Annotated in this window: 22 protein-coding genes; 12 read left to right on the forward strand and 10 right to left on the reverse strand. The window is 73.2% G+C overall.

Features of this window, described 5'->3' with window-relative positions; genetic code table 11:
- The first annotated feature begins 44 nt into the window (after nt 1-44).
- From ACWDXC_RS37540 to ACWDXC_RS37550, 3 genes are all read left to right on the forward strand, one after another.
- Nucleotides 45-1,154, forward strand: a complete 1,110-nt coding sequence (locus tag ACWDXC_RS37540; protein WP_449990379.1) for an ROK family transcriptional regulator — start codon at nt 45-47, stop codon at nt 1,152-1,154.
- A gap of 165 nt (nt 1,155-1,319) precedes the next feature.
- On the forward strand, nt 1,320-3,206 hold the full coding sequence (locus ACWDXC_RS37545) for an ABC transporter permease (protein ID WP_449990381.1): 1,887 nt from the start codon (nt 1,320-1,322) through the stop codon (nt 3,204-3,206).
- 21 nt (nt 3,207-3,227) lie between these two features.
- Nucleotides 3,228-4,478, forward strand: coding sequence for an extracellular solute-binding protein (locus ACWDXC_RS37550; protein ID WP_219503830.1), 1,251 nt, complete (start codon nt 3,228-3,230; stop codon nt 4,476-4,478).
- Here the strand turns inward: ACWDXC_RS37550 and ACWDXC_RS37555 are convergent.
- Both ACWDXC_RS37555 and ACWDXC_RS37560 read right to left on the reverse strand, forming a co-directional pair.
- A complete protein-coding gene (locus ACWDXC_RS37555) occupies nt 4,475-5,158 on the reverse strand; it encodes a DUF4328 domain-containing protein (RefSeq protein ID WP_308125707.1) in 684 nt (227 codons plus the stop codon). The two genes, ACWDXC_RS37550 and ACWDXC_RS37555, sit on opposite strands and share 4 nt — an antisense overlap.
- Nucleotides 5,159-5,226: 68 nt before the next feature.
- The gene (locus tag ACWDXC_RS37560; RefSeq protein WP_219503836.1) at nt 5,227-5,874 is read right to left on the reverse strand and encodes a response regulator; all 648 of its coding nucleotides are present in this window, start codon (nt 5,872-5,874) and stop codon (nt 5,227-5,229) included.
- A 90-nt stretch (nt 5,875-5,964) separates the two neighbouring features.
- Here ACWDXC_RS37560 and ACWDXC_RS37565 point away from each other — a divergent pair, with 90 nt between their 5' ends.
- From ACWDXC_RS37565 to ACWDXC_RS37575, 3 genes are all read left to right on the forward strand, one after another.
- Nucleotides 5,965-6,642 (forward strand): ABC transporter ATP-binding protein, encoded by a 678-nt coding sequence (locus ACWDXC_RS37565; protein WP_449990385.1) that lies wholly within the window; start codon nt 5,965-5,967, stop codon nt 6,640-6,642.
- On the forward strand, nt 6,639-8,567 hold the full coding sequence (locus tag ACWDXC_RS37570; RefSeq protein WP_449990388.1) for an FtsX-like permease family protein: 1,929 nt from the start codon (nt 6,639-6,641) through the stop codon (nt 8,565-8,567). Before ACWDXC_RS37565 ends, ACWDXC_RS37570 begins: the two co-directional genes overlap by 4 nt.
- A gap of 459 nt (nt 8,568-9,026) precedes the next feature.
- On the forward strand, nt 9,027-10,013 hold the full coding sequence (locus tag ACWDXC_RS37575; RefSeq protein ID WP_449990391.1) for an NAD-dependent epimerase/dehydratase family protein: 987 nt from the start codon (nt 9,027-9,029) through the stop codon (nt 10,011-10,013).
- Between the two features lie 143 nt (nt 10,014-10,156).
- Here ACWDXC_RS37575 and ACWDXC_RS37580 read toward each other — a convergent pair whose 3' ends face one another.
- Nucleotides 10,157-11,158, reverse strand: a complete 1,002-nt coding sequence (locus tag ACWDXC_RS37580) for an LLM class F420-dependent oxidoreductase (protein ID WP_219503852.1) — start codon at nt 11,156-11,158, stop codon at nt 10,157-10,159.
- 83 nt (nt 11,159-11,241) lie between these two features.
- Between ACWDXC_RS37580 and ACWDXC_RS37585 the strand changes: the two genes are divergently transcribed.
- Nucleotides 11,242-12,672 carry a sulfatase family protein gene (locus ACWDXC_RS37585; RefSeq protein WP_449990394.1) on the forward strand — a complete coding sequence of 477 codons (1,431 nt, stop codon included), beginning with the start codon at nt 11,242-11,244 and terminating at the stop codon, nt 12,670-12,672.
- On the opposite strand, the gene ACWDXC_RS37590 is transcribed toward ACWDXC_RS37585, so the two are convergent.
- Nucleotides 12,661-13,380, reverse strand: a complete 720-nt coding sequence (locus tag ACWDXC_RS37590; protein WP_449990396.1) for a helix-turn-helix domain-containing protein — start codon at nt 13,378-13,380, stop codon at nt 12,661-12,663. The genes ACWDXC_RS37585 and ACWDXC_RS37590 overlap by 12 nt on opposite strands.
- A gap of 50 nt (nt 13,381-13,430) precedes the next feature.
- On the opposite strand from ACWDXC_RS37590, the gene ACWDXC_RS37595 reads away from it, so the two are divergent.
- Nucleotides 13,431-14,279 carry an NAD(P)H-binding protein gene (locus ACWDXC_RS37595; RefSeq protein ID WP_449990399.1) on the forward strand — a complete coding sequence of 283 codons (849 nt, stop codon included), beginning with the start codon at nt 13,431-13,433 and terminating at the stop codon, nt 14,277-14,279.
- On the opposite strand, the gene ACWDXC_RS37600 is transcribed toward ACWDXC_RS37595, so the two are convergent.
- From ACWDXC_RS37600 to ACWDXC_RS37615, 4 genes are all read right to left on the reverse strand, one after another.
- Complete coding sequence (locus ACWDXC_RS37600; protein ID WP_449990402.1) at nt 14,266-14,535, reverse strand: hypothetical protein; 270 nt, start codon at nt 14,533-14,535, stop codon at nt 14,266-14,268. The genes ACWDXC_RS37595 and ACWDXC_RS37600 overlap by 14 nt on opposite strands.
- A gap of 82 nt (nt 14,536-14,617) precedes the next feature.
- Nucleotides 14,618-15,094, reverse strand: a complete 477-nt coding sequence (locus tag ACWDXC_RS37605) for a hypothetical protein (protein WP_449990405.1) — start codon at nt 15,092-15,094, stop codon at nt 14,618-14,620.
- A 52-nt stretch (nt 15,095-15,146) separates the two neighbouring features.
- Entirely contained in the window at nt 15,147-16,058 is a 912-nt protein-coding gene (locus tag ACWDXC_RS37610) for a class I SAM-dependent methyltransferase (protein ID WP_449990408.1), read from the reverse strand.
- A gap of 50 nt (nt 16,059-16,108) precedes the next feature.
- Nucleotides 16,109-16,801: a FadR/GntR family transcriptional regulator gene (locus ACWDXC_RS37615; protein ID WP_449990411.1), complete on the reverse strand. Its 693-nt coding sequence runs from the start codon at nt 16,799-16,801 to the stop codon at nt 16,109-16,111.
- A 95-nt stretch (nt 16,802-16,896) separates the two neighbouring features.
- On the opposite strand from ACWDXC_RS37615, the gene ACWDXC_RS37620 reads away from it, so the two are divergent.
- From ACWDXC_RS37620 to ACWDXC_RS37630, 3 genes are read left to right on the forward strand one after another with little or no spacing between them, the layout of a single operon-like run.
- Nucleotides 16,897-17,628 carry a (Fe-S)-binding protein gene (locus tag ACWDXC_RS37620; RefSeq protein ID WP_357590116.1) on the forward strand — a complete coding sequence of 244 codons (732 nt, stop codon included), beginning with the start codon at nt 16,897-16,899 and terminating at the stop codon, nt 17,626-17,628.
- On the forward strand, nt 17,625-19,016 hold the full coding sequence (locus ACWDXC_RS37625) for a lactate utilization protein B (protein WP_449990414.1): 1,392 nt from the start codon (nt 17,625-17,627) through the stop codon (nt 19,014-19,016). Before ACWDXC_RS37620 ends, ACWDXC_RS37625 begins: the two co-directional genes overlap by 4 nt.
- Nucleotides 19,003-19,575: a LutC/YkgG family protein gene (locus ACWDXC_RS37630; protein ID WP_449990417.1), complete on the forward strand. Its 573-nt coding sequence runs from the start codon at nt 19,003-19,005 to the stop codon at nt 19,573-19,575. The genes ACWDXC_RS37625 and ACWDXC_RS37630 overlap by 14 nt, the downstream gene beginning before the upstream one ends.
- Here the strand turns inward: ACWDXC_RS37630 and ACWDXC_RS37635 are convergent.
- Nucleotides 19,565-20,575, reverse strand: coding sequence for a baeRF2 domain-containing protein (locus ACWDXC_RS37635; protein WP_449990418.1), 1,011 nt, complete (start codon nt 20,573-20,575; stop codon nt 19,565-19,567). The two genes, ACWDXC_RS37630 and ACWDXC_RS37635, sit on opposite strands and share 11 nt — an antisense overlap.
- Nucleotides 20,576-20,578: 3 nt before the next feature.
- A complete protein-coding gene (locus ACWDXC_RS37640; RefSeq protein WP_449990421.1) occupies nt 20,579-20,989 on the reverse strand; it encodes a DUF2795 domain-containing protein in 411 nt (136 codons plus the stop codon).
- 75 nt (nt 20,990-21,064) lie between these two features.
- Here ACWDXC_RS37640 and ACWDXC_RS37645 point away from each other — a divergent pair, with 75 nt between their 5' ends.
- On the forward strand, nt 21,065-22,144 hold the full coding sequence (locus ACWDXC_RS37645) for a GNAT family N-acetyltransferase (protein WP_449990423.1): 1,080 nt from the start codon (nt 21,065-21,067) through the stop codon (nt 22,142-22,144).
- Nucleotides 22,145-22,185 lie beyond the last annotated feature (41 nt).

Raw genomic sequence — 22,185 nt, forward strand, 5'->3', positions numbered from 1 at the left:
GGATGGGATCCAGAAAGAAAGAGGCCGTGTGATACACAGTCGCCATGCACACCGCCTCCCCGCACACCGCGCGACTGATCAACGACCGGATGGCGTACGAGGTGCTGCTGTCCCACGGCCCGCTGTCCCGGGCGGAGCTGCAGCAGCGCACGGGCCTGTCCAGGGCGACCGTCGCCGAGCTGGTCGACCGCATGGTGGAGTCGGGCCTGATCTCCCAGGCCGGTCAGGCGCAGACCCGCAGGCGCGGTCCCAACGCGCTGCTCTACGGCGTGGTCGCCGACCGGGCGCACGTCGCGGGCGTGGAGGTGCGTCCCGACCGCATCCTCGTCTCGGTCAACGACGTCACCGGACACCAGCTCGGCACCGCCGAGCTGCCCCAGGATCCGGCCGCCGAGCCCGACAGGCTCGTCTACGACGCCATCACGGCGGCGCTGGCCGACGCCCGGATCGGCGGCCTCGACGGCGTCGTCATCGGCACGCTCGGCGTGGTGGACCCGGTCAGCGGCGACGTCGCCTACATCCAGGCGCTGCCCACCTGGCACTCCAATCTGCTGCCCGGCCTGCGCGCCCGGCTCGGCGTGCCCGTGCTGGTGGAGAACGAGGTCAACCTGGTCGGCCTGGCCGAGCACCGGCTGGGCGCGGCCCGCGGGCACGACACGTTCGCGCTGCTGTCGCTCGGCGAGGGGCTGGGCGGGGCGGTGATCCTGGACGGCCGCCTGCACCGGGGCAGGTCGGGCGGGGCGGGCGAGCTCGCCTACGCCCCGACCGGCGTCGGCGGCGGCAGGCTGAACCAGCTCGTCGACGGGCCCGCCGTCCGCGCGCTGGCCGCGCGGCACGGGCTGCCCGACGGCGACGCGGTCGAGGCCGTGCGGCAGGCCACCCCGCGGTTCCTGGACGAGCTGGCCGAGCGGGTCACGGTCGCCGCCCAGGGCGTCTGCGCCGTCCTCGACCCCGGCTTCGTGGTGCTGGCCGGCGAGATCGGCCGGGCGGGCGGGCCCGAGCTGGCCGCCCGGGTCGAGGAGCGGCTCCGGGAGGCCACCCCGCTGCCCACCCAGGTCGCCGCCGGCACCGTGGAGGGCGACCCGGTGCTGCGCGGCGCCGTGGTCATCGCCCTGGAGCGGCTGCACCGGCAGACGTTCGGCCTGACGACCTGACGAGCGGGCTGACCAGGCATGTTCGTCGCCTGGCGCCCGATTCGTGACAGTGAGCGGTACATGCGCGGCGTTGCTTGAAGATGCTTGAATTTGCGGCCAATCGCTTGACATTGCTCAAAATGGTGGAACACCATTGCGCCCACTGTCGACGAAAGGTCCTGTGAGATGAGGAGCCGCACCGAGGGCGCCGGCCTGATGCAGCGAACGGCCGACCTGTGGCATCGCACCGTCCCCTGGCGCTGGCTCACCCCGAGCACGGTCCTCATCGCGTGCGTCGTCCTCTTCCCGGCCCTCTACATGGTCTACATGTCCTTCCTGGACATCAGCCGGATCGGGCTGGTCAGGGGCTTCGCCGGGTTCGACAACTACGCCAGGCTCCTGGCCGAGGACGCGCTCGGCACCGTCGTCGGCAACACGCTGCTGTGGCTGGTCATCGTCGTCGGCCTGACCGTGCTGCTCTCGCTCGGACTGGCGCAGTTCCTGTCCAAGGAGTTCTTCGGCCGCAGGTTCGTCCGGCTAGCGCTGCTGGTGCCCTGGGCGACCTCGCTGGTGATGACCGCGACCGTGTGGCGCTTCATCTACGAGGGCGGCAACGGGCTGCTCAACCGGCTGCTCATGGACCTGTCGATCATCTCCGCCCCGGTCGACTGGTACAAGGACCCCGCCACCGCCCTCTACTCCGTCATGGCGGTCGGCATCATCACCTCGATGCCGTTCACCACGTACGTGCTGCTGTCGGGACTGCAGACGGTGCCGCACGACGTGCTGGAGGCCGCGAAGATCGACGGGGCCGGGGCGTGGGCGACCTGGCGCCGGGTGACGCTGCCGATCCTGCGGCCGTCGCTGATGATCGCGCTGATCCTCAACATGCTGCACGTCTTCAACGCGTTCACCGTGATCTGGGTGATCATGGGCAAGACGTCGGGCAACCACGCCGACACCACCGTCACCTGGCTGTACAAGATCGCGTTCACCGCCCAGCTCGACTCCGGCGAGGCGGCGGCGCTCGGCGTGCTCAACGTCGTCTTCCTGCTGCTGCTCATCCTGCTCTTCGTGCTGGTGCTGCGGCCCCACCGCAACCCCGCGACGACCGAGGAGCGCCCCACGAAGGTCACAGCTCCCTCCGCCGCGGCGGCCGTCGCCGTGGCGCGTCCCGGCGCCTCCCCGCGCCGTCCCGTGCGGATCAGGCGGAGCAGTCCCGCGCTGGTCAGAGCGGGCCGGGCCTGGCGGCGCGTGCGGCCCGTCGTCCTGCCGGTCGTGGGGTTCGCCGTGGCGCTGTTCTTCCTCGCGCCCTACGCCGCGATGCTGTCGGGCTCGCTCAAGACCGACGCCGAGCTGTTCGCCGTCCCCGCCGACTACCTGCCCGGGACCTGGGCCTGGTCCAACTACGCCGACGTGTGGAACAAGATCCCGCTGGCCGACTACTTCCGCGTCAGCCTGACCGTCGCGCTCGTCTCCACCGCGCTCGTGCTCGTGGTCGCCGCGCCCGCCGCGTACGTGCTGGCACGCTCCAGGTTCCGGGGGCGTACGGCGTTCCTCGGCGTGATCCTCGTGACGCAGATGTTCCCCGCGGTCGCGCTGCTCATCGGCCTCTACCAGCAGGCGCTGTTCGTCGACGGAATCAACAGCTACGGCGTGATCATCGCCATCAACTCCGCCTTCAACCTGGCCTTCGCCGTGTGGATCCTGCACGCGCACTTCAGCTCGATCCCCGTGGAGATCGACGAGGCGGCGATGATGGACGGCCTCGGCCGGTTCCGGATCATGGTGCGGATGATCCTCCCGCTGGCCGCCCCCGGCCTCGTCACCGTGATGATCTTCACGTTCATCCAGGTGTGGAACGAGTTCGTCATCGCCCTGACCCTCTTCAACGACCCCGCCACCGGCCGCGTGCCGCTCACCGTCGGCGTCCAGCAGTTCATCGGCCTGTACGAGACCAACTATCAGTACCTGTTCGCCGCGGCCCTCATGGCGATCGTGCCCGCGGTGATCCTCTTCGCGCTCATCGAGAAGCATCTGGTGAGCGGCCTGACCGCAGGCAGCACCAAGTGACTAGAGAAGGACTGGCGTGACATGACCAGAAGAAGATCACGACTTGGCGCCCTGGCCGCGCTGGCCGGCCTCGTCCTCACGACGGCGGCGTGCGGCGGCGGCTCGGGCGGTGGCGGCGGCGACCAGCAGTCGATCAAACTGGTCGTCGCGCAGTACACCGAGGGCACCCGGCCCTACTGGGACGAGCTGATCAAGTCCTTCGAGACCGCGCACCCCGGCAAGAACGTCGACCTCCAGGTCATCGACTGGGGCAACCTGCAGAGCCAGGTCAACACCATGGTGCAGACCAAGCAGTTCCCCGACGTGCTCAACATCAACGTCTTCGCCGACTACGCCGAGGCCGGGCTGCTCTACCGCGCCGACGAGGTCGTCTCCAAGGAGGTGCTGTCGGACTTCCTGCCGTCCTTCGCCGAGAACGCCTCCTACGACGGCGCCCAGTACGGTCTGCCGTTCGTCGCCACCGTCAACGGCATGTACTACAACAAGAAGATCCTCAAGGAGGCCGGCTACGACAAGCCCCCGGCCACCTGGGACGAGTTCCGCGCCGCCGCGAAGGCGATCAAGGCGCTGCCCGGCGGCTACGTGCCCTACGCGCTGGCGCTCGGCGCCGAGGCCGGCGACTACGAGCTCGGCACCTGGGTGCGCGCCAACGGCGGCGACTGGCGCACCGACGGCAAGTGGACCGTCAACGGCGAGCGCAGCGTCGAGGCGCTGCAGTTCCTCAAGTCGCTCGCGCAGGAGGGCTACACCCAGCCGAACCCCGGCCAGACCAACCGGCCCGACGGCACCTGGCCGCTGTTCGCCCAGGGCAAGGTCGGCATGGTCTACGCCTCCTTCGGCACCCGCGCCTTCCTGGAGCAGGTCGACCAGGCGAAGATCGACTACGGCGCCACCACGCACCCCACCAACCACGGCGCCGAGCCCGCCACGCACGGCATCCAGGACTATCTGATGGCCTTCAAGAAGGACGGCAACCAGCAGCTCGTCCGCGAGTTCCTCGACTACTTCTACCAGGTCGACAACTACACCAAGTATCTGAAGGTCGAGGGCCTGCTGCCGACCACCGCCTCCGCCACCGAGGCCATGCGGAAGGACCCCAAGGTCAGCCCGTACGTCGACATGGTGGCCAAGGCCCGCTTCGACCCGACCTCGCAGCCGGTCTGGGCCGAGCTGCGCGGCACCATGGCAGCCGACCTGGGCAACGCCCTCGCCCCCACCGGCGACCCGCGCGCGACCCTCGACAAGCTGCAGAAGATCGCCGAAGGGTCCTAGGTGGCGCTGCCGAGCCCCGGCGGCGTGAACGGCGCCAGCGCCGCCACCGGCTCGGGAGCCTCACGCTCCGCGCAGGCCGACTGCTGAACCCGGGTGATCCGCCGCACGGTGGCCGCGCACAGCAGCGCGGCCAGCGCGGCGCAGGCGAGCTGCGGGACGCCGAGGCCGGTCAGGTCGCCCTCGGCGGCGTCCAGCGGCAGCACGATCGTGATCAGGGCCAGCGCCGTCAGCCAGCTCACCCACCAGCCCGACACGAGCGCCAGCCAGCGCCACCGCTCGCCCTCGGGCGGGCGGGCGCCCTGCCACACCTCGTGCACCAGCATCGCGGGGGCCAGCAGGTTGACGCCGGGAATCAGCCACGCGGCGGCCACCGGCCCGGTCGTCGCCGCCGGGTCGTTGACCTGCCGGGCGCGCACCAGCCAGGTGACGTAGGCGGCCCCGGCCGCCACGGTCGCGCCCGTGGCCAGCATCATCAGCACCGCGAACGCCGTCACCGCCCCGACCACGGCCTCGGCGTCGGCCCCCTGCGGGCGGCCACCGTACGCGGCGAGCTGGGCGGCGAGGCTGCGCCCGCGCACCTGTTCGAAGACGACCAGAGCGCTCAAGGAGACGACCTGCGCGGCCAGCGTGAGGTAGACGGCATTGGCCGCTTTGACGGGCGGTGCCTGGGCAAAGCGCACGATGTTCTCCCCCCGGGCCATGCGCTGAGGTTCTGCCTTCACTTCTATCCCGCGGGCACCTCGGTTAATCAGCTCACGACCCCCGATTCCCACGCCCAAGCCGCGATTTCCACCCGGTTCCGAGCGCCGAGTTTGGCGAAGATGCTGCCCAGGTGCGTCTTGACCGTCGACAGCGACACGAACAGCTCGGCGGCCACCTCCTGGTTGGTCCGCCCCCGCGCGATCAGCCGCACCACGTCGAGCTCCCGGTCGGTCAGCGGCTCGGGCAGCGGCGCGGCCCGGCGCTGCGGCTGCGCCAGATGCCGCAGCAGCCGCACGGTCACCGACGGCGACACCAGCGACTCCCCGCTCGCCGCCGCCCTGACCGCCTCCACCAGCAGCGTCGGCCCGCTGTCCTTCAGCAGGAACCCGGTCGCCCCCGCCCGCAGCGCCCCGTACACGTACTCGTCCAGGTCGAACGTGGTGACGATGACCACCCGCAGCGGGCTCTCCACCCCCGGACCGGCCAGCGCCCGGGTCGCCTCCAGCCCGTCGAGCCTCGGCATCCGGATGTCGAGCAGGCACACGTCCGGCCTGAGCCGCCTGGCCTCCGCGACCGCGTCGGCGCCGTCGGCCACCGCGGCGACGACCTCCATGTCCGGTTGGGCGTCCAGGATCATCTGGAAGCCGGTGCGCACGAGCTGCTGGTCGTCGGCGATGAGTACCCGAATAGTCACGGCCCAACTCTAGGATCAGCCGTTCGGCCGAGGCGCAACCGGTCACAAGGCCGATCCGCCGCACCCCGCCCCGGCGGGAGGCTTGCCCGCATGAACGACGTGCTTGCGGGATTGGCCCTGACCAAGAGGTTCGGGCAGACGGTCGCCCTCGGTGGCGTGGACATCACCGTACGGGCCGCCGAAGCGGTGGCGATCATGGGGCCGAGCGGCTCCGGCAAGTCCACCCTGCTCCACTGCCTGGCCGGGATCATGAAGCCGGACGACGGCGAGGTGCACCTGCTCGGGCAGCGCATCGACGCCATGGGCGAGCGCGAGCGCAGCGCCCTGCGCCGCACCCGGTTCGGGTTCGTGTTCCAGTTCGGCCAGCTCCTGCCGGAGCTGCCCGCCGAGGAGAACGTCGCGCTCCCGCTCATGCTCGGCGGCGTCGCCAGGGCCCAGGCCGTCCGCCAGGCACGCGAATGGTTCGGGCCCCTCGGGCTCCAGGGCATGGAGACGCGGCGGCCCGGCGAGCTGTCCGGCGGCCAGGCCCAGCGCGTGGCGATCGCCCGCGCCCTCGTCACCAAGCCCGCCGTCGTGTTCGCCGACGAGCCCACCGGCGCGCTCGACCAGAGCACCGGCCACGACACGATGCGCCTGCTCGTCGAGGCGACCCGCGCCAACGGCGCCTCCCTGATCGTCGTCACCCACGACCCGAACGTGGCCGCCTGGTGCGACCGCACCGTCGAGGTCCGTGACGGCAAGCTCCTCACGGGCGGGGTCCCGGCGTGAACCTCGAACTCACCTGGCGGCTGCTCAAAGGCGGCGGCCGCCGCGGCCTGCTCGGCACCTGGCTCACCCTCGGCGCCGTGGCGGTCTCCACCGCGCTGCTGCTGTTCGCCGTCACCGCCAACTTCGCCTTCGAGGACAGGGGCGAGCGCGGCGCCTGGCGCAACCCGGTCCCCGCCGCCCAGGGGCAGCGGGCCGTCGCCGTCGAAGGCACCCGGCTCGACTACGTACGCGACCGGCAGATCGTCATCGTCGACCTCGCCGCCCTCGGCAGCTCCCCGCCCGTCCCGCCCGGCATGCCGCGCTTCCCCGCGCCCGGCGAGGCGTACTTCTCGCCCGCGCTCGCCGCCCTGGCCAAGCAACTGCCCGCCGCGCAGCTCGCCGGGCGCTTCCCCGCCATGACCGGCGTGCTCGGCGAGGAGGCCCTCGTCCACCCCGAAGAGCTGGTCGCCGTCGTCGGCCAGCGCCCCGACGCGCCCGTCATGACCGCGCCACGCGGCGCCGACGAGGCCCCCGTACGCGTCGCCGACCTCGCCGGGGAGCCGTCCATGGACTCCCAGGGCTACCGCATCCTCGCGCTCATCGGCAGCGTGCTCATGGTGGTGCCGCTGCTCGTCTTCGGCGGGGCCGCCGCCCGGCTGACCGTCGCCAGACGAGACCAGCGGCTCGCCGCCCTCCGGCTCGTCGGCGCGACCCCCGGCCAGGTCGTCGGCATGACCGTCGCCGAAGCCGTCATCGTCGCGTTCGCCGGCGTGCTCACCGGCACCGTCGCCTACGCCCTCGCCCTGCCGCTGCTGACCGGCATCCGCATGAGCGGCGGCCCCTGGTTCGCCGCCGACCTGTGGCCCGACCCGCCCGTGCTCGCCGCCACCGTCGTCGCCGTGCCCCTGCTGGTCGGCCTGTCCGCCGTCGCCGGGCTGCGCCGCGTCGTGGTCAGCCCGCTCGGCGTCGCCAAACGCGAGACGCCGCCCGCCATGCGCTTCCTGCGCGTCCTCGTCCTGCTCGCCGCGCTCGCCGCGTTCCCGCTGATGGGGCGCGACACCGGCATCGCGATCATCGTGGCGGCGATCGGGCTCGCGTTCCTGTCCGTCAACCTGGTCGGGCCGTGGGTCGTCGCCCTCATCGGCCGCATCACCGCCCGCGGCGCCCGCGGGCCCGCCCGGCTGCTGGCCGGCCGGCGGCTCGTCGACGACCCCCGCTCGGCCTGGCGCACCGTCAGCGGCGTCGCGCTCACCGGGTTCGTCGCCGGGTTCCTCGCCCTGCTCAGCCCCGGCGCGCTCACCAGTGACGCCGTCCCCGGGCAGCTCCGCGTCCTCGTCCCCGAAGGCTCGTCCGCCACCGTCGCCGAACACGCCCGCGACCGGCTCCGCGAAGCCGGCGTCACCGCCACCGTCAAACAGTCCGACGACGTCGTCGCCGTCACCGTGGCCGACCGCGACGACCCCGCCACCCTCGACCGCGGCCGCACCGCGCTCGCCGGTCTCGTCCCCGGCCGCACCGTCACCACCGGCGCCGACGACGACCACACCGGCACCCAGCTCCTCGCCGACATCGGCGTCGGCACCGTCGTCGTGCTGTCGGTGTCCTTCCTCGTCGCCATCGCCAGCGCCGGCATCACCGCCGCCTCCTCCATCCTGGACCGGCGGCAGACGTACGGGCTGCTCAGGCTCGCGGGCACCCCCCTCACGGTGCTCGACCGGGCCCGGCGGGCCGAGACGCTCATCCCGCTCACCGTCATGGGCGGCGGCTCCATCCTGGTCGGGGCCTTCTGTGCCACGCCGTTCATGTTCGGCGCCCCGAACGCCAACGGGCTGATCATGCTGCTGGTGTGCGTCGGGCTCGGCTTCGCCGGCGTCCTCGCCGCCGGCGCCCTCAGCCGCCCCCTCCTCCGCGCGGTCACCACCGACCCAACCCCCCGCCCCGACTGACCTTCACGGGACGTCGGACCGGGGTTGCCCCCCGCTCGGCTGCGCGCGGGGCGGGGCCGCTCCACCACCGCCCGGGTCTTCGGAGAAGGGCCCCGGGCCGCCGAGCGCCCCGGCCGCCCACCCTGGCCGGGCTGCCGAACGGGCGGGCGGCTCCTCCGCCACCTCGGCCTTCGGCCTTCGGGGGTGGCCCGCGCCCCGGCTGCGCCCACCCGGTCGGCCCCGGCGTGGCGGACCGGCCGCTCGCGGTGTGGGCCGCTCGGCGTCGCGAGGTCGCCGCCGGCTCCGTAAGGGGTCGTTCCGTAAGCACCCGCCAACCGCCAGCCCCGTCGGTCCCGCCCAGTCCCATCCGAGAAGGGGGTGCCGTCGGGGGCGTTCCCTTCGCCGGGCCGGGGTGGTGGGTGGGTGCGCTGTGGGCGAATCTGGGTGGGTTTGGGGTGGGTGGGGTGTTTGGATGGCGGAATGGAGATCTTGGTACTGGGCGGGACCGCCTGGGTGGGGCGGGAGCTGTCGCGGCAGGCGATCGAACGCGGGCACCGGGTGACGTGCCTGGCGCGCGGCGAGAGCGGGCAGGTGGCCGACGGGGCGACGCTGGTGGCCGCCGACCGGCGTGACCCCGCGGCGTACGAGCGGCTGGCCGGGCGTGACTGGGACGCGGTGGTCGAGGTGTCGTGGCAGCCGGGCTTCGTGCGCGGGGCGCTCGACGCGCTGGCCGGGCGGGCGCGGCACTGGACGTACGTCTCCTCCGTCAACGCGTACGCCTCCCACGCCACCCCGGGCGCGGACGAGTCGGCGGAGCTGCTCGCGCCCACCGACCGGGACGAGGTGGACCGTGAGCTCTACGGCGAGGCGAAGGTCGCCTGCGAGCAGGCGTCGGCGGCGGCGGCCGGCGACCGGCTGCTGGTCGCCCGCGCGGGGCTCATCGGCGGGCCGGGCGACCACAGCGGGCGCTCCGGCTACTGGGTGGCGCGGGCGGCCCGCGACCCGCTCGGCCCGATGCTGGTCCCGGACGAACCGGACAGCCCGACGCAGGCCGTGGACGTGCGTGACCTGAGCGCGTGGCTGCTGGACACGGCCGAGAAGGGCGGCACGGGCACGTTCGACGCCGTGGGGCCGACGGTGCCGTTCGGGGAGTGGATCGAGCTGGCCCGTACGGTCGGCGGCCACACCGGTCCGGTCGTCACCGCGAGCTCCGACTGGCTGGTGGCCAACGGCGTGGGCCAGTACATGGGGCCCGAGTCGCTGCCGATGTGGCTGCCGGAGCCGGGCTGGGAGGGCTGGTCGGCCCGCACCGGGGCGGCCGCGCGCGCCGCCGGGCTCACCCACCGGCCGCGCGCCGAGCTGCTGGCCGACACCCTGCGCTGGGAGCGCGAGCAGGGCCTCGACCGCGAGCGCCGAGCCGGTCTCAGCGCCGCCCGCGAACGGGAACTCCTGGCCGCCCTCGGCTGACGTCCCTCCCGGGCCGGCGCCTTACGGGTGGACGCCTGTCGTGGGACGGCGCCTCCCGGGTCCGTGCCTGTCGTGGGACGGCGCCTCCCGGGGCCGGCCTGGGCGGGCGGGGCTCCGTGCGGGGAGGGCTCGGGTCGGCGGGGTCAGCTCAGGACGAGGTCGCGGGTGAGGCGGAGGGAGGGCTCGTCGCGGGGGCCCATGACCAGCAGGGTCGTGACGGGCGACTTGTGCCAGGGTTCCAGGCGTTCCTTGATGCGGCCCGGCGGCCCGACCAGGGAGATGCCGTCGGCGAGCTCGTCGGGGATGGCGCGGAACGCCTCGTCCTTGCGCCCGGCGAGGTAGAGCGCCTGGATGCGCTCGGCGGCCTCGGCGTAGCCCATGCGGCCGATGATGTCGGCGTGGAAGTTGCGCTGCTTGGCGCCCATGCCGCCGATGTAGAGGGTGAGCATCATCTTGACCCCGTCCAGGGCGGACCGGACGTCGTCGGAGATGACGACCATGACCATGGCGGCGATGTCGAAGCCCGGGTCGCGGCCGGCGAGGGCCGGGCCGTACATCTCCTCGATCTTGCCGGGCAGGGCGAACAGCGGGAGCCAGCCCTGGCCGAGTTCGGCGGCCAGGGCGACGTTCTTGGGGCCTTCGGCGCCCAGGTAGACGGGGATGTCGGGGCGCAGCGGGTGGGTGATGGGTTTGAGCGGCTTGCCGAGGCCGCCCGGCAGGGGGAGCGGGTAGTGGGGGCCGCCGGAGGTGACCGGGTGCTCGCGGCGCCACACCTGGCGCATGATGTCGACGTACTCGCGGGTCCTGGCCAGCGGTTTGGCGAACGGCTGGCCGTACCAGCCCTCGACGACCTGGGGGCCGGAGGCGCCGATGCCGAGCAGCAGGCGTCCGCCGGTGAGGTGGTCGAGCGTCATCGCGGTCATGGCGGTGGTGACCGGCGGGCGGGCTGACATCTGGGCGATCGAGGTGCCCAGTTTGATGCGCGTGGTGCGCGCGCCGTACCAGGCCAGCGGGGTGAACACGTCGCTGCCGTACGCCTCGGCGGTCCACACCGAGTCGTAGCCGAGCCGCTCGGCGGCGAGCACCGAGTCGGTCGCGTCGTCGGCGTGGCGTTGCCAGTAGCCGAGGTTCAGGCCGAGCTTCATGAGGCGCCTCCCGAATCAAGTTCCATTTACGGGTGGCGCGGGTGCGGGTGTCAATGCGGGATCATCCGGGGACGAGTGCTTTCGTGCTCAAGGGTCTGCGGCATGTGGTGTGCGTCCTGCTTCTGCTGGTGCCTGGAGCCGAGCCGGTGGTCGTTTCCGGCGGGTCGCGGCCGAACATCGTGTTCGTCATGGCGGACGACCTCGAAGCGGGAAATCTGGCGCAATTTCCCAATATTTCGCGCCATATCGTGCAGCAGGGCGCGTCGTTCGACCGGTTCTTCGTGACGAACTCCTGGTGCTGCCCGTCACGCGCCTCCATCCTCAGATCCCAGTACGTCCACAGCCACGGCGTCTGGACGAACACGCCCCCCGAGGGTGGATTCGAGCGCTTTCACAAGCTCGGCCGGGAACGCTCCACCATCGGCACCTGGATGCGCGATGCCGGATATCGCACCGCGCTCATGGGCAAGTATCTCAACCACTACCCGGACCGGGCGGCCCCCGCCGCGTACGTGCCGCCGGGCTGGGACGAATGGCACGTCCCGGTGCGCAACCTGTACGACGAGTACGGCTACCGGCTCAACGCCAACGGCGACCTGGCCGAGTACGGCTGGGGCGAGCAGGACTACCTCGCCGACGTGCTGGCCGACAAGGCGCGCGACTTCATCACCGGCTCCCGGGGGCCGTTCTTCCTGTTCCTCAACCCCATCGCGCCGCACCTGCCGGCCAACCCGGCGCTGCGCCACACCGACGCCTTCGCCTGGGCCAGGGCGCCCCGGCCGCCGTCGTTCAACCAGGAGGACGTGAGCCGCGAACCCCTCTGGCTGCGCTCCCGGCCGCCGCTGGACGAACGCGAGCTCGCCGCCGTCGACCGGCGCCACCGCAACCGGATGCGCGCCATGCTCGGCGTCGACGACCTCGTCGGCGCCGTGGTCGCCGCCCTGGAGGAGAGCGGCAAACTGGACAACACATACCTGTTCTTCGGCTCCGACAACGGCTTCCACCAGGGCACGCACCGGCTCGCGCAGGGCAAGACCACGCCGTTCGACGAGGCCATCAGGGTGCCGCTGGCCGTACGCGGGCCCGGGGTGCGCCCCGGGACGACGATCAGCGAGCTGGGCGCGACCGTGGACCTGGCGCCGACGTTCGCCGAGCTCGGCGGGGCCGAGGTGCCGCCGTTCGCCGAGGGGCGCTCGCTGGCGCCGCTCCTGCGCGGCGAGCGGCCCGCCACGCGGCGCAGGAACGTGCTGGTCGAGTTCGCCCGCCCGGCCAAGCGGTCCTCGGCCGCGCAGACCCCGGTGCCGCCCTACCAGGCGTTGCGCACCGAACGCCACACGTACGTCAGATACGCGACGGGGGAGGAGCAGCTGTACGATCTGCGGACGGACCCGTACCAGCTCCACAACCTGGCCGCGGACGCCGACCCGAGGCTGGTGGCGCGGCTGCGCGCCCGGCTCGACGGGATGCGCGCGTGCTCCGGGGCGTCGTGCCGGGTGGCCGACTCACGCGGCTGAGCACGGAGCCGGCGCGGGCAGCCGGCCCGCCCGGTAGGCGCTCGGCGGCACCCCCATCACCGCGCGGAACTCGGCGGTCATGTGCGACTGGTCGTAGTAGCCCGCGTCGGCGGCCAGCGCCGCGGCCGGCCGGCGGCACACCTCGCCCAGCACCCGACGTACCCGGTCGATCCTGGCGAACCGCTTGGGCGCCATCCCGACGCCCGCCGTGAACACGTCACGCAGATGCCGCTCGCTCACCCCCAGCTCACCCGCCACCGCCCGCACGCCGGCCCGAGGCAGCAGCGTCCCCGCCGCGTCCACCAGGTGCGCGCGGTCCAGCTCGGCGCGCGGCTGCCCGGCCAGCCGTTCCAGGAACGCCGCCTCGATCCGCTCCCGAGCCCGCCGCTCCCAGCCGTCGCCGCCCGCCTGCCCGGCCAGCTCGTCCGCCAGCCGGTCGGCCCGTACGCCCCACAGCTCCCGCAGCGGCACGACCCGGTCGGCGAGCTCGTCCAGCGCCACCCCGAGCAGCGGCCGGGCGCGCCCCGGCCGCAGCCGTACCGTCACGCAGTGCGGCACCAGCTTGGGCTCCAGGTAGGAGGCCCGGGTGCGGGGCCCGAGCGCGTACAGCTCGCCCGCGCCGTCGGCGCCCGTGCGGAAGGCCACCGTGGCCGCCGTGTCGGGCTCGCGGACGTGGAAGGAGAGGTGGAGGGAGGCGGCGTCCTTCATGTGCCGATTCTTCCTAGAGTCGCGGGCGGGTGCGGCGGCACGGTGAACCCATGATCCTGATCACCGGTGCCACGGGCACCATCGGCGGCCACGTGACCCGCCTGCTCACCGGCCGCGGCGAGCCGGTCCGCGTCCTGGTCCGCGACCCGGCACGCGCCCCCGCCGGGGCCGGCGTCGTCCGCGCCGACTACAACGACCCCCGCTCGCTCGCCGCCGCCTTCGACGGCGTCACCGCCGCGTTCCTCGCCACCGCGTTCGGCCCCGCCCTGCCCGCTCACGACCTCGCCCTGGTCGAGGCCGCCCGCGCGGCGGGCGTCAAGAAGGTGGTGAAACTCTCCACCATTCCCGTCGCCGCGACCGGCGGCGCCGACCCCGGCGCCTGGCACCGGCCAGGCGAGCGCGCCGTCGCGGCCGGCGGCCTGGCCTGGACGCTGCTGCGGCCCGCCGGGTTCGCGTCCAACTCGCTGGCCTGGGCCGAGGCCGTACGGACGGGCGCGCCGATCCCGAACTTCACCGGCGACGGCACGCACCCCGTCGTCGACCCGCGCGACGTGGCGGCGGTCGCCGTCGCCGCCCTCACCTCGCCGGGCCACGAGGGGCGCTCCCACGACCTGACCGGGCCCGCGATGGTGAGCGTCCCCGACCAGGTCGCGACCCTGGCACGGCTGCTCGGCCGCCCCCTGGAGACCGTCGACGTGCCGGCCGCCACAGCCCGGGACCAGATGGTCGCCGCCGGCGCCGACCCGGTGCTGGCCGACCTCGCCGCCTCGGGCTGGGCGATGCTCCGGGACGGCGCCTCACCGGGCGTCACCGACACGGTCCCGCGCATCCTGGGCCGCCCCGCCGCCGCCTACGCGACCTGGGCCGCCGACCACCTGACCGCCTTCACCGGTAACTGATCGCCGTACGTCCGGCCCGAGGCACGACCTCCCCGGCCCAGTCGAAGGCGGCCTCCTGGTCGTCCTGGGAGATGGCGGCGGTGAAGTGGACGGGCGTCCCCCCACCGGCGGGCCGCACCACCCAGCCGCCCCTCTCCCTGCTCAGCACCCACCGCTCGACCGCCGGGGCCGGGACCGGACGCGGCCGGACCAGTTGCCGGGCCGCCGCCGGAAGGGCCGCCCACCGCGACCCGGGCGCCGGAGCGTACCCGGTCACCCCGGACCGGGTACGGCCGGAAAGACACCACCGCAGCACCCCGGCCAAGTGCCCGAACGCTTCCCGCCGCCGCCTCCACGAGTCAGCCGATCCCGCATTCATCAGCGGACACCAGCCTCTCCGCGCTGTCCTTCTGGGCGGGCTCGAACTCCTGCACCCGTCCGTCGTCGGCCCGCAGGGCGCCCACCGCCGTCCCCCGGGCCCGCCACAGCCCGGGAAAACACGGCACTGCGACCGTCAGCGTCTGCGGCTCCGGCACGGGCACCCTCCTGTCGGTCCTCTCGTCCATTGTCACCCAACGGCCGTTGGTGTCCCGGGTCTGCAGGCGAAGGGAGATCCGGTGCAAGACAGGCGGAAGGTCGCACCAGTACTTCAGGGTGGCGCCGATCCCCGCCGCGGACACGCTGACGGTCTGATGAAGCACCTCCATGAAGCACCGGGGTTCGGACACGCGCCCCCTCTCACCGGTGCGGTCCTGCTCGTCGCATCTGGCGGGCGCGGTCATGAGCGTGACCATCGCGCATGCCGCAAGCTGCGCTCGCACCAAGCTGAAGAGCATCGAGGCCGGCCTCCGATCCGTGGGTGCGCCCCAGCGGAAACGGTAGTGCTCGTCAGTCGGTGGGGGCGGGGGTTTCGGCAGGGAGGGTGAAGTGCCAGATGATCATGGTGGGGCGGTCGGTGTTGGCGGCCTGGGTGGCTTCGGGGACCAGGGCGGTGAGGATCCAGGGCCAGACGTCCCACCTGGCGACCGCCTCCGAGGTGGTGGGGGGTTCGGCGGGGCTGGGGGCCGGGGGGAGGCGGGGTTCCTCGCAGGCGCGGAGGTGGAGGCCGGCGGCCAGGGCGGCGCGCAGGTAGTCGCCCACCGGGTGGTGGTAGGTGGCGATCCGCCCGGGTCGTCCGTCGGGCAGGCGCACCGTGGGGACGAAGCCGCGCGCGACCCCCTCGGGGTGCATGTCGGAGATCACGAGGTGGCCGCCGGGCCGCAGCACCCGGGCGAACTCCGCCATCGCGGGCCCGAGCGACGGTACGTGCGTCAGCGCCAGGGAGCAGGCCACGAGGTCCACGGCGTCGTCGGGCACCGGCAGCCGGTCCAGCTCGCCGTGGCGGAAGTCGCCCTGCGGCACCCGTTCGCGGGCCAGGGCGAGCATGTCGGGCGAGCTGTCCACGCCGATGACCCGGTGGCCGCGCCCGGCGAGGGCCGCCGCCATCCGGCCGGTGCCGCAGGCGGCGTCCAGGGCGGCGCCCGGCGGCAGCTCGCCGACGATCCCGGCCACGAGGGGCTCGTCGATGTCGAACAGCCCGTTCGGCCCGTCGTAGGTGCCGGACCAGATGCGGTATCCCTCGGCCGACTCCACCCGCGCGACCTCGACGGCGGCGTCGGCCAGTGCCTCGTCGTCCAGCAGCCTGCGGATCTCGGCGATGCGGGCCTCGACGAACGCGCGGTCGTGCCCGCCGGTGAAGGACCGCAGCAGGGCGGCCCCTTCGATGCCCAGCAGGTAGGCCAGGGGATGCTCGTGGATCACCCGGGCGAGACTAGCCAGGACGTTCCGGACGTCGCCAGCTATTTACGCCGTCAGAGCGAGGGGTAGGCGCGGGCGAGGTGGTCCGTGACCGCCCGCTCGGCCTCGCCGGGGTCGCCGCCGGTGATGGCGGCGAGGATGCGCGCGTGGTCGGCCTGGAGCGCCGCGGTGTCCCCCAGCCGTTCCACGGCCTCGACCGCGTAGCGCCGCATGGAGTCGCGCAGCGACCGCATGATGGCCCCGGTCAGCCGGTTGCCGGAGGCGTCGGCCAGCGCGCAGTGGAAGGCGGTGTCATGCTCCACGAACTCCTCCGGCGTGCGCGCCGCCGCCATCCCTTCGTAGGCCGCGGCGAGGGCCGAGGTGTCGGCGCGGGCGGCGGCGGCGTGGCCGGCGGCCCAGCGTTCGATCATCAGCCGGGTGTCGACGACCTCGCGCAGCTCCAGGGCGGCCAGGCCGAGGTGCAGCCGGAGCAGGTCGGTCAGCGCGGTGTCGGGACGGGAGACGAGCACGGCGCCCGCGTCGGGGCCCCGCCCGGCCTGGGACGACACGACGCCGAGCGTCTCCAGCACGCGCATCGCCTCGCGCACCGACGACCGGCTGACCCCGAGCTGTTCGGCGAGCTGCCGCTCGGCGGGGAGCCGGTCGCCGGCGGTGAGGCCGTCCTCGGAGATGCGGTGCTCGATCTGCGCGAGCACGTCCTCGAACGTGCGGGTCCGCTTGACGGGACGCCAGCGGGTGTCGGTCAACGAGGCCCCCTCGGAGCGTGGCGGGGATGCGGCCCGCCGATGCCATCGGATATGGTCTGACCATACTGTGGTCCGACCATACCTGAAGGAGAGGCGTGCGAGTCGCCCTGTTCATCACGTGTGTGAACGACACGCTCTTCCCCGGCACCGGCAAGGCCGTCGTGTCGCTCCTGCGCAGGCTGGGCTGCGAGGTCGACTTCCCCGCCGCGCAGACCTGCTGCGGGCAGATGCACGTCAACACCGGCTACCGCGCGGACGGCGTACGGCTGGCGCGTCACTTCACCGAGGTGTTCTCGGGGTACGACGCGGTGGTGGCGCCCTCCGGTTCGTGTGCCGCGATGGTCCGCGAGCAGTACCCGAAGCTGGTGCGGCCAGGCAGCAGGGGAGCGGCGGCCGTCGCGGAGGTGGCGCCGAAGGTGTACGAGCTGTCGGAGTTCCTGGTGGACGTCCTGAAGGTGGAGGACGTCGGCGCATATTTCCCGCACCGGGTGACATATCACCCGACGTGCCACTCCCTCCGCGGCCTGCGCCTGGGTGACCGCCCGGCCCGGCTCCTGAGCCGCGTGCGCGGCCTGGAGCTGGTCCCGCTCCCGGCGGCCGACGAGTGCTGCGGCTTCGGCGGCACGTTCGCGGTGAAGAACCCGGCCGTCTCCGCAGCCATGGGCGCCGACAAGGTGCGCAACGTGCTCGGCACCGGCGCCGAGGTGCTGTGCGCGGCGGACAACTCCTGCCTGATGCACCTCGGCGGCACGCTCGACCGGCAGAAGGCGGGCGTACGGGTCATGCACCTCGCCGAGATCCTGGCCACGACGGAGGCGACGGGATGAGCGGCACTTTCCTCGGCATGCCCGGCAGTTTCCCGAAAAATGCCGAAAAAGCGGTCCAGAACTCGCAACTCCGCTTCAACCTCCGCAAGGCCACGCACACCATCCGGGGCAAGCGCGCGAGCGTCGTGGCCGAGCTGCCCGACTGGCAGGAGCTCCGCGCCGCCGCCAAGGCCGTCAAGGACGAGACCCTGCGCCACCTCGACCGCTACCTCGTCCAGCTGGAGGAGGCGGTCACCCGAGCGGGCGGCCACGTCCACTGGGCCCGCGACGCCGCCGAGGCCAACCGCATCGTCACCGGCCTGGTCCAGGCCACCGGCGAGAGCGAGGTCGTCAAGGTCAAGTCGATGGCCACCCAGGAGATCGGCCTCAACGAGGCGCTGGCCGAGCACGGCATCACGGCGTACGAGACGGACCTGGCGGAGCTGATCGTGCAGCTCGGCGACGACTTCCCGAGCCACATCCTGGTCCCGGCGATCCACCGCAACCGGGCCGAGATCCGCGAGATCTTCCTGGAGAGGATGCCCGAGACGCCCGACGGCCTGACCGACGAGCCCGCCGCGCTGGCCGAGGCCGCCCGGCTTCACCTGCGCGAACGCTTCCTCAGGAGCAAGGTCGCGATCTCCGGCGCCAACTTCATGATCGCCGAGACCGGCACGCTGGTCGTGCTGGAGTCCGAGGGCAACGGCCGCATGTGCCTGACGCTGCCCGAGACGCTGATCAGCGTGGTCGGCATCGAGAAGCTGCTGCCCTCCTGGCGCGATCTGGAGATCTTCCTGCAGTTGCTGCCCCGCAGCTCGACCGGCGAGCGGATGAACCCGTACACGAGCATGTGGACCGGAGCCACCGAGGGCCAGGAGTTCCACCTGGTGCTGCTCGACAACGGGCGCACGGACGTGCTCGCCGACGAGGTGGGCCGTCAGGCGCTGCGCTGCATCCGCTGCTCGGCCTGCCTGAACGTGTGCCCGGTCTACGAGCGTGCGGGCGGCCACGCGTACGGGTCGGTCTATCCGGGGCCCATCGGCGCGATCCTCACCCCGCAGTTGCGCGGCATGGGCTCGGAGCTGGACGCCTCGCTGCCGTACGCCTCCAGCCTGTGCGGCGCGTGCTTCGACGTGTGCCCGGTGGCGATCGACATCCCCGAGGTGCTGGTCGACCTGCGCGCCAAGGCCCCGCACGGGACCGCGGAGCGGGCGGGCATGCGGGTGGCGGGCTGGGTGCTCGGCGACGAGGCGCGGCTGGCGAAGGCGCAGCGGCTGGCCGCGCGCGTACGCGGGCTGGTGCCGCGCAGGCTGCCCGGCCCGCTGTCGGCCTGGACCGACACGAGGGATCTGCCCGAGATCCCGGAAGAATCGTTCAGAGACTGGTGGGAGCGGCATGAGCGCCCGTGAGGAGATCCTCGGCCGGATCAGGCGGGCCGTCCGCGACGCGCCCGAGGTGGAGATCCCGCGCGACTACCGGACGAGTGTCCCGGTGGACGACCCGGTGGGGCTGTTCGCCGAGCGGGTGGACGACTACCGGGCCGTCGTGCACGTGCTGCCGGCGGCCGAGGTGCCGGCCAAGGTCGCGGAGCTGGTACGGGGCAGGCGGATGATCGTCCCCGACGGGCTGCCGGACGAATGGGCGGGCGGCGTGGCGGGCGGGGCCGAGCTGAGCGGCGCCGACGGCGTGGTCACCGGCTGCGCGGTGGCGATCGCCGAGACCGGCACGATCGTGCTGGACGCGGGACCCGGCCAGGGCACGCGCGCCCAGACGCTGGTGCCCGACTACCACCTGTGCGTGGTGCGGGCGGACCAGGTCGTGGCGAGCGTCCCGGAGGCGGTCGCCCGGCTCGACCCGGTCCGCCCGCTCACCTGGATCAGCGGCCCGTCCGCCACCAGCGACATCGAGCTCAACCGGGTGGAGGGCGTGCACGGCCCCAGGACGCTCGAAGTGATCGTCAGTATCTGAGCACCGCCGCGACGTCCGCCACGTCGTCGCAGAACCAGAGCTCGGCGTCCGTCATGGCCGCCGCCCTGGCCAGCGCCGAGTCGGCGCGCTCCTCGACCGGCTCGGCCACGCCCCAGGCGCGCACCTCGCCGGCGTCGGTGGAGATCTGCGTGGCGCTCTCGCCCGTCCAGACGCGACCGGGCAGCTCGCCCGGCAGGAGCAGGGCGTGCACCCGGCCGTCGCGCAGGGCCTGGGCGACCCTGGCGAGACCGGTGGGCCCGTTCTGCTCGCGGTGGCGGTTGAGCAGCTCGGCCCGCCTGCGGTCCAGCCAGCTGTCGAGCGCGCTCTGCACGTCGCGCTCGAAGCCGCCGTGGTCGCCGCGGTGGCCGTGCTCGACCATGAGCATCCGGTCGGCCGACTTGGTGCCGAGGTGGTCGCCGAGCAGCGAGCGCGACTTCGGCTCGCCCGCGACCAGGACCAGCTCCGCGCCGATCCGCCGCACCTGCTCGTCGATCTCGTGGGCGACGGCCGTGGCGTTCTTCTCCCAGGTCTCGTCGACGGCCCGCTCGTAGCGTTTCTGCGACCAGCCGCCCTGCGCGGTCTTCTGCAACGGCCAGGACTCGGCCTCGATGGTCGCGGTGCGCGGCGAGCCGTTGGCGTACGCGCTCACCTCGGCGCCCGCGTGGTCGATGATCACGCGCAGGTGCGGCACGCTCTCGCCGCGCCGCATGAGCATGGGCGTGACCAGCGGCAGCGGCGAGACGTGCGCGAGCGGCACCGGCTGCCCGCTGAACGTCTCGGCCAGCACCACCTCACCCCCGGCGCAGAACACGGCCCGCCCGGGCGCCGGGCGCAGCACCTCGTCCTCCAGCGCCGCGGGCGGGTTCACCCCGGCCTGCTCCAGCTTGTCGCGCAGGCTGGTCCACTGCGTCGACCTGTCCCGCTCGGTGATCGCGCCCACGTACACGGACGCGTACGGCCCGCTGCGCTCATAGAGGGGACGGATGAAGTCGAGCCGCACCGGTCACCACCTCCGCTTCTCCACGCCGAGCCCGAGCGCCCGCGCCACCTCCGCGATGTTGGCGAAGCGGCGTTCCGGCAGGGCGTGCAGCATCTCCGTCACCTTGTCCGGGGCGTCCGTCTCCCGGGCGTGCCGCAGTAGATCGCCCTTCTTCGCCGGGAAATTGGTGTCACTGAGCCATTTGGCCAGATCGCTGCGGACATCCACCCCTTCGGCGGTGATGCCTTCCGCCGTTCCCGGCTCGCGTCCGGGCGCGTAGCTGCGGACGGACTCCTCCTCGCCGGGCGCGGGCATGGGCTCGGGCTCCTTCCACTCCTCGGCGTGCGAGGTGCCCCCACCTCGGACCAGGCCCTCGGTCTCCTGCTTCTGATGCTCATCGATGCGAGGACCGTGCTTCGAGCTTCCGCGTTCCATAGATGTCACTCCTCCCCAAAGCGCCCCTACCCCCGCTTTGGTGGACAAACATCACCAGTGTGTACGCTGCCGAGCGTGTTCGACGCTGACGCCGACATCGCCACCGAACGGCTGGTGCTCCGGTCGTTCGGCCCCCACGACGAGCGCCGGATCCGCTCGATCGTCGAGGCGCGGGTCCCCTTCCTGCCGCCCGGCGCCCCCGGCCACCTGTCGGGCGTGCGGCAGTGGCTCACCCACGGCGTGCACGAGCTGCACCGCTCCGGCCAGGGCAGGCACCTGGCCATGACCGACGCCGAAGGCCGCATCGTGGGCGCGATCAGCCTGTTCAAGACCTCCTGGGGCGCGGGCACCACCGAGGTCGGCTACGGCGTCCACCCCCTGCACCGGCGCCGGGGCTACGCCACCGAGGCGCTGCGCGGCCTGACCGGCTGGGTGTTCGACACCACCGCGCTGCGCCGCATCGACCTGACCGCCAACCTGGACAACCTGGCCTCGCTGCGCGTCGCCCAGAAAGCGGGCTTCACCTGGGAAGGCGTGCTCCGCGCCGCCGTGCTGGAGGACGACGGGCCGCACGACCTGGTCATGTTCGGGCTGCTGCGCGGCGACTCCCGGCTTCCCTCGGACACGCTGCCCCGCGCCGAACTGAGCACCGTACGCCTCCTGCTCAGGCCGCTCGCCGAGCAGGACGTACCGGATCTGGCCGCGACCGGCGCGGACCCGCTCACCCAGGCCGGCACCGGCGTCCCGCGCGGCTACACCGAGGACGACGCCCGCGAGTGGGTCGCCGCCTCCGAACGGACGAGACTGCGCGGCCACGGCGCCGCCTGGGCGGCGACGGACCGGACGACCGGCCGGTTCCTGCTCAGCCTGGACGTCAGGGACGTCGACTGGATGAACCGGACCTGTGAGGTCGGCTACATGGCCGCGCCGTGGGCCCGCGGCCACGGCTACACCGCCGAGGCCGTCGCCGCCGTCGCCCGCTGGCTCTTCGCCGAGCGGGGCTTCCAGCGGCTCCGCCTGCGCGCCGCCCCCGCCAACACCGCCTCCCTCCGCGTCGCGGAGAAAGCCGGGTTCGTCCGCGAAGGCGTCGAACGTGCCGCGCTGGGCGGCCAGGACCTGGTGGTGTTCAGCCTCATCCCGGCCGACCTGCCCTGAAGCGCCCCGCCTCCCTGTGGTGAAAAGCCGGGAGAACCGTC

The sequence above is a fragment of the Nonomuraea sp. NPDC003214 genome (assembly GCF_053590035.1).

Bases quoted from the DNA above. Each gene is read 5' to 3' on its own strand.
- ACWDXC_RS37550 (WP_219503830.1), top strand. From the start codon at position 3,228: ATGACCAGAAGAAGATCACGACTTGGCGCCCTGGCCGCGCTGGCCGGC.
- ACWDXC_RS37640 (WP_449990421.1), bottom strand. From the start codon at position 20,989: ATGGAACGCGGAAGCTCGAAGCACGGTCCTCGCATCGATGAGCATCAG.
- ACWDXC_RS37630 (WP_449990417.1), top strand. From the start codon at position 19,003: ATGAGCGCCCGTGAGGAGATCCTCGGCCGGATCAGGCGGGCCGTCCGC.
- ACWDXC_RS37580 (WP_219503852.1), bottom strand. From the start codon at position 11,158: ATGAAGCTCGGCCTGAACCTCGGCTACTGGCAACGCCACGCCGACGAC.
- ACWDXC_RS37625 (WP_449990414.1), top strand. From the start codon at position 17,625: ATGAGCGGCACTTTCCTCGGCATGCCCGGCAGTTTCCCGAAAAATGCC.
- ACWDXC_RS37540 (WP_449990379.1), top strand. From the start codon at position 45: ATGCACACCGCCTCCCCGCACACCGCGCGACTGATCAACGACCGGATG.
- ACWDXC_RS37590 (WP_449990396.1), bottom strand. From the start codon at position 13,380: ATGAAGGACGCCGCCTCCCTCCACCTCTCCTTCCACGTCCGCGAGCCC.
- ACWDXC_RS37595 (WP_449990399.1), top strand. From the start codon at position 13,431: ATGATCCTGATCACCGGTGCCACGGGCACCATCGGCGGCCACGTGACC.
- ACWDXC_RS37575 (WP_449990391.1), top strand. From the start codon at position 9,027: ATGGAGATCTTGGTACTGGGCGGGACCGCCTGGGTGGGGCGGGAGCTG.
- ACWDXC_RS37545 (WP_449990381.1), top strand. From the start codon at position 1,320: ATGAGGAGCCGCACCGAGGGCGCCGGCCTGATGCAGCGAACGGCCGAC.
- ACWDXC_RS37605 (WP_449990405.1), bottom strand. From the start codon at position 15,094: ATGCTCTTCAGCTTGGTGCGAGCGCAGCTTGCGGCATGCGCGATGGTC.
- ACWDXC_RS37565 (WP_449990385.1), top strand. From the start codon at position 5,965: ATGAACGACGTGCTTGCGGGATTGGCCCTGACCAAGAGGTTCGGGCAG.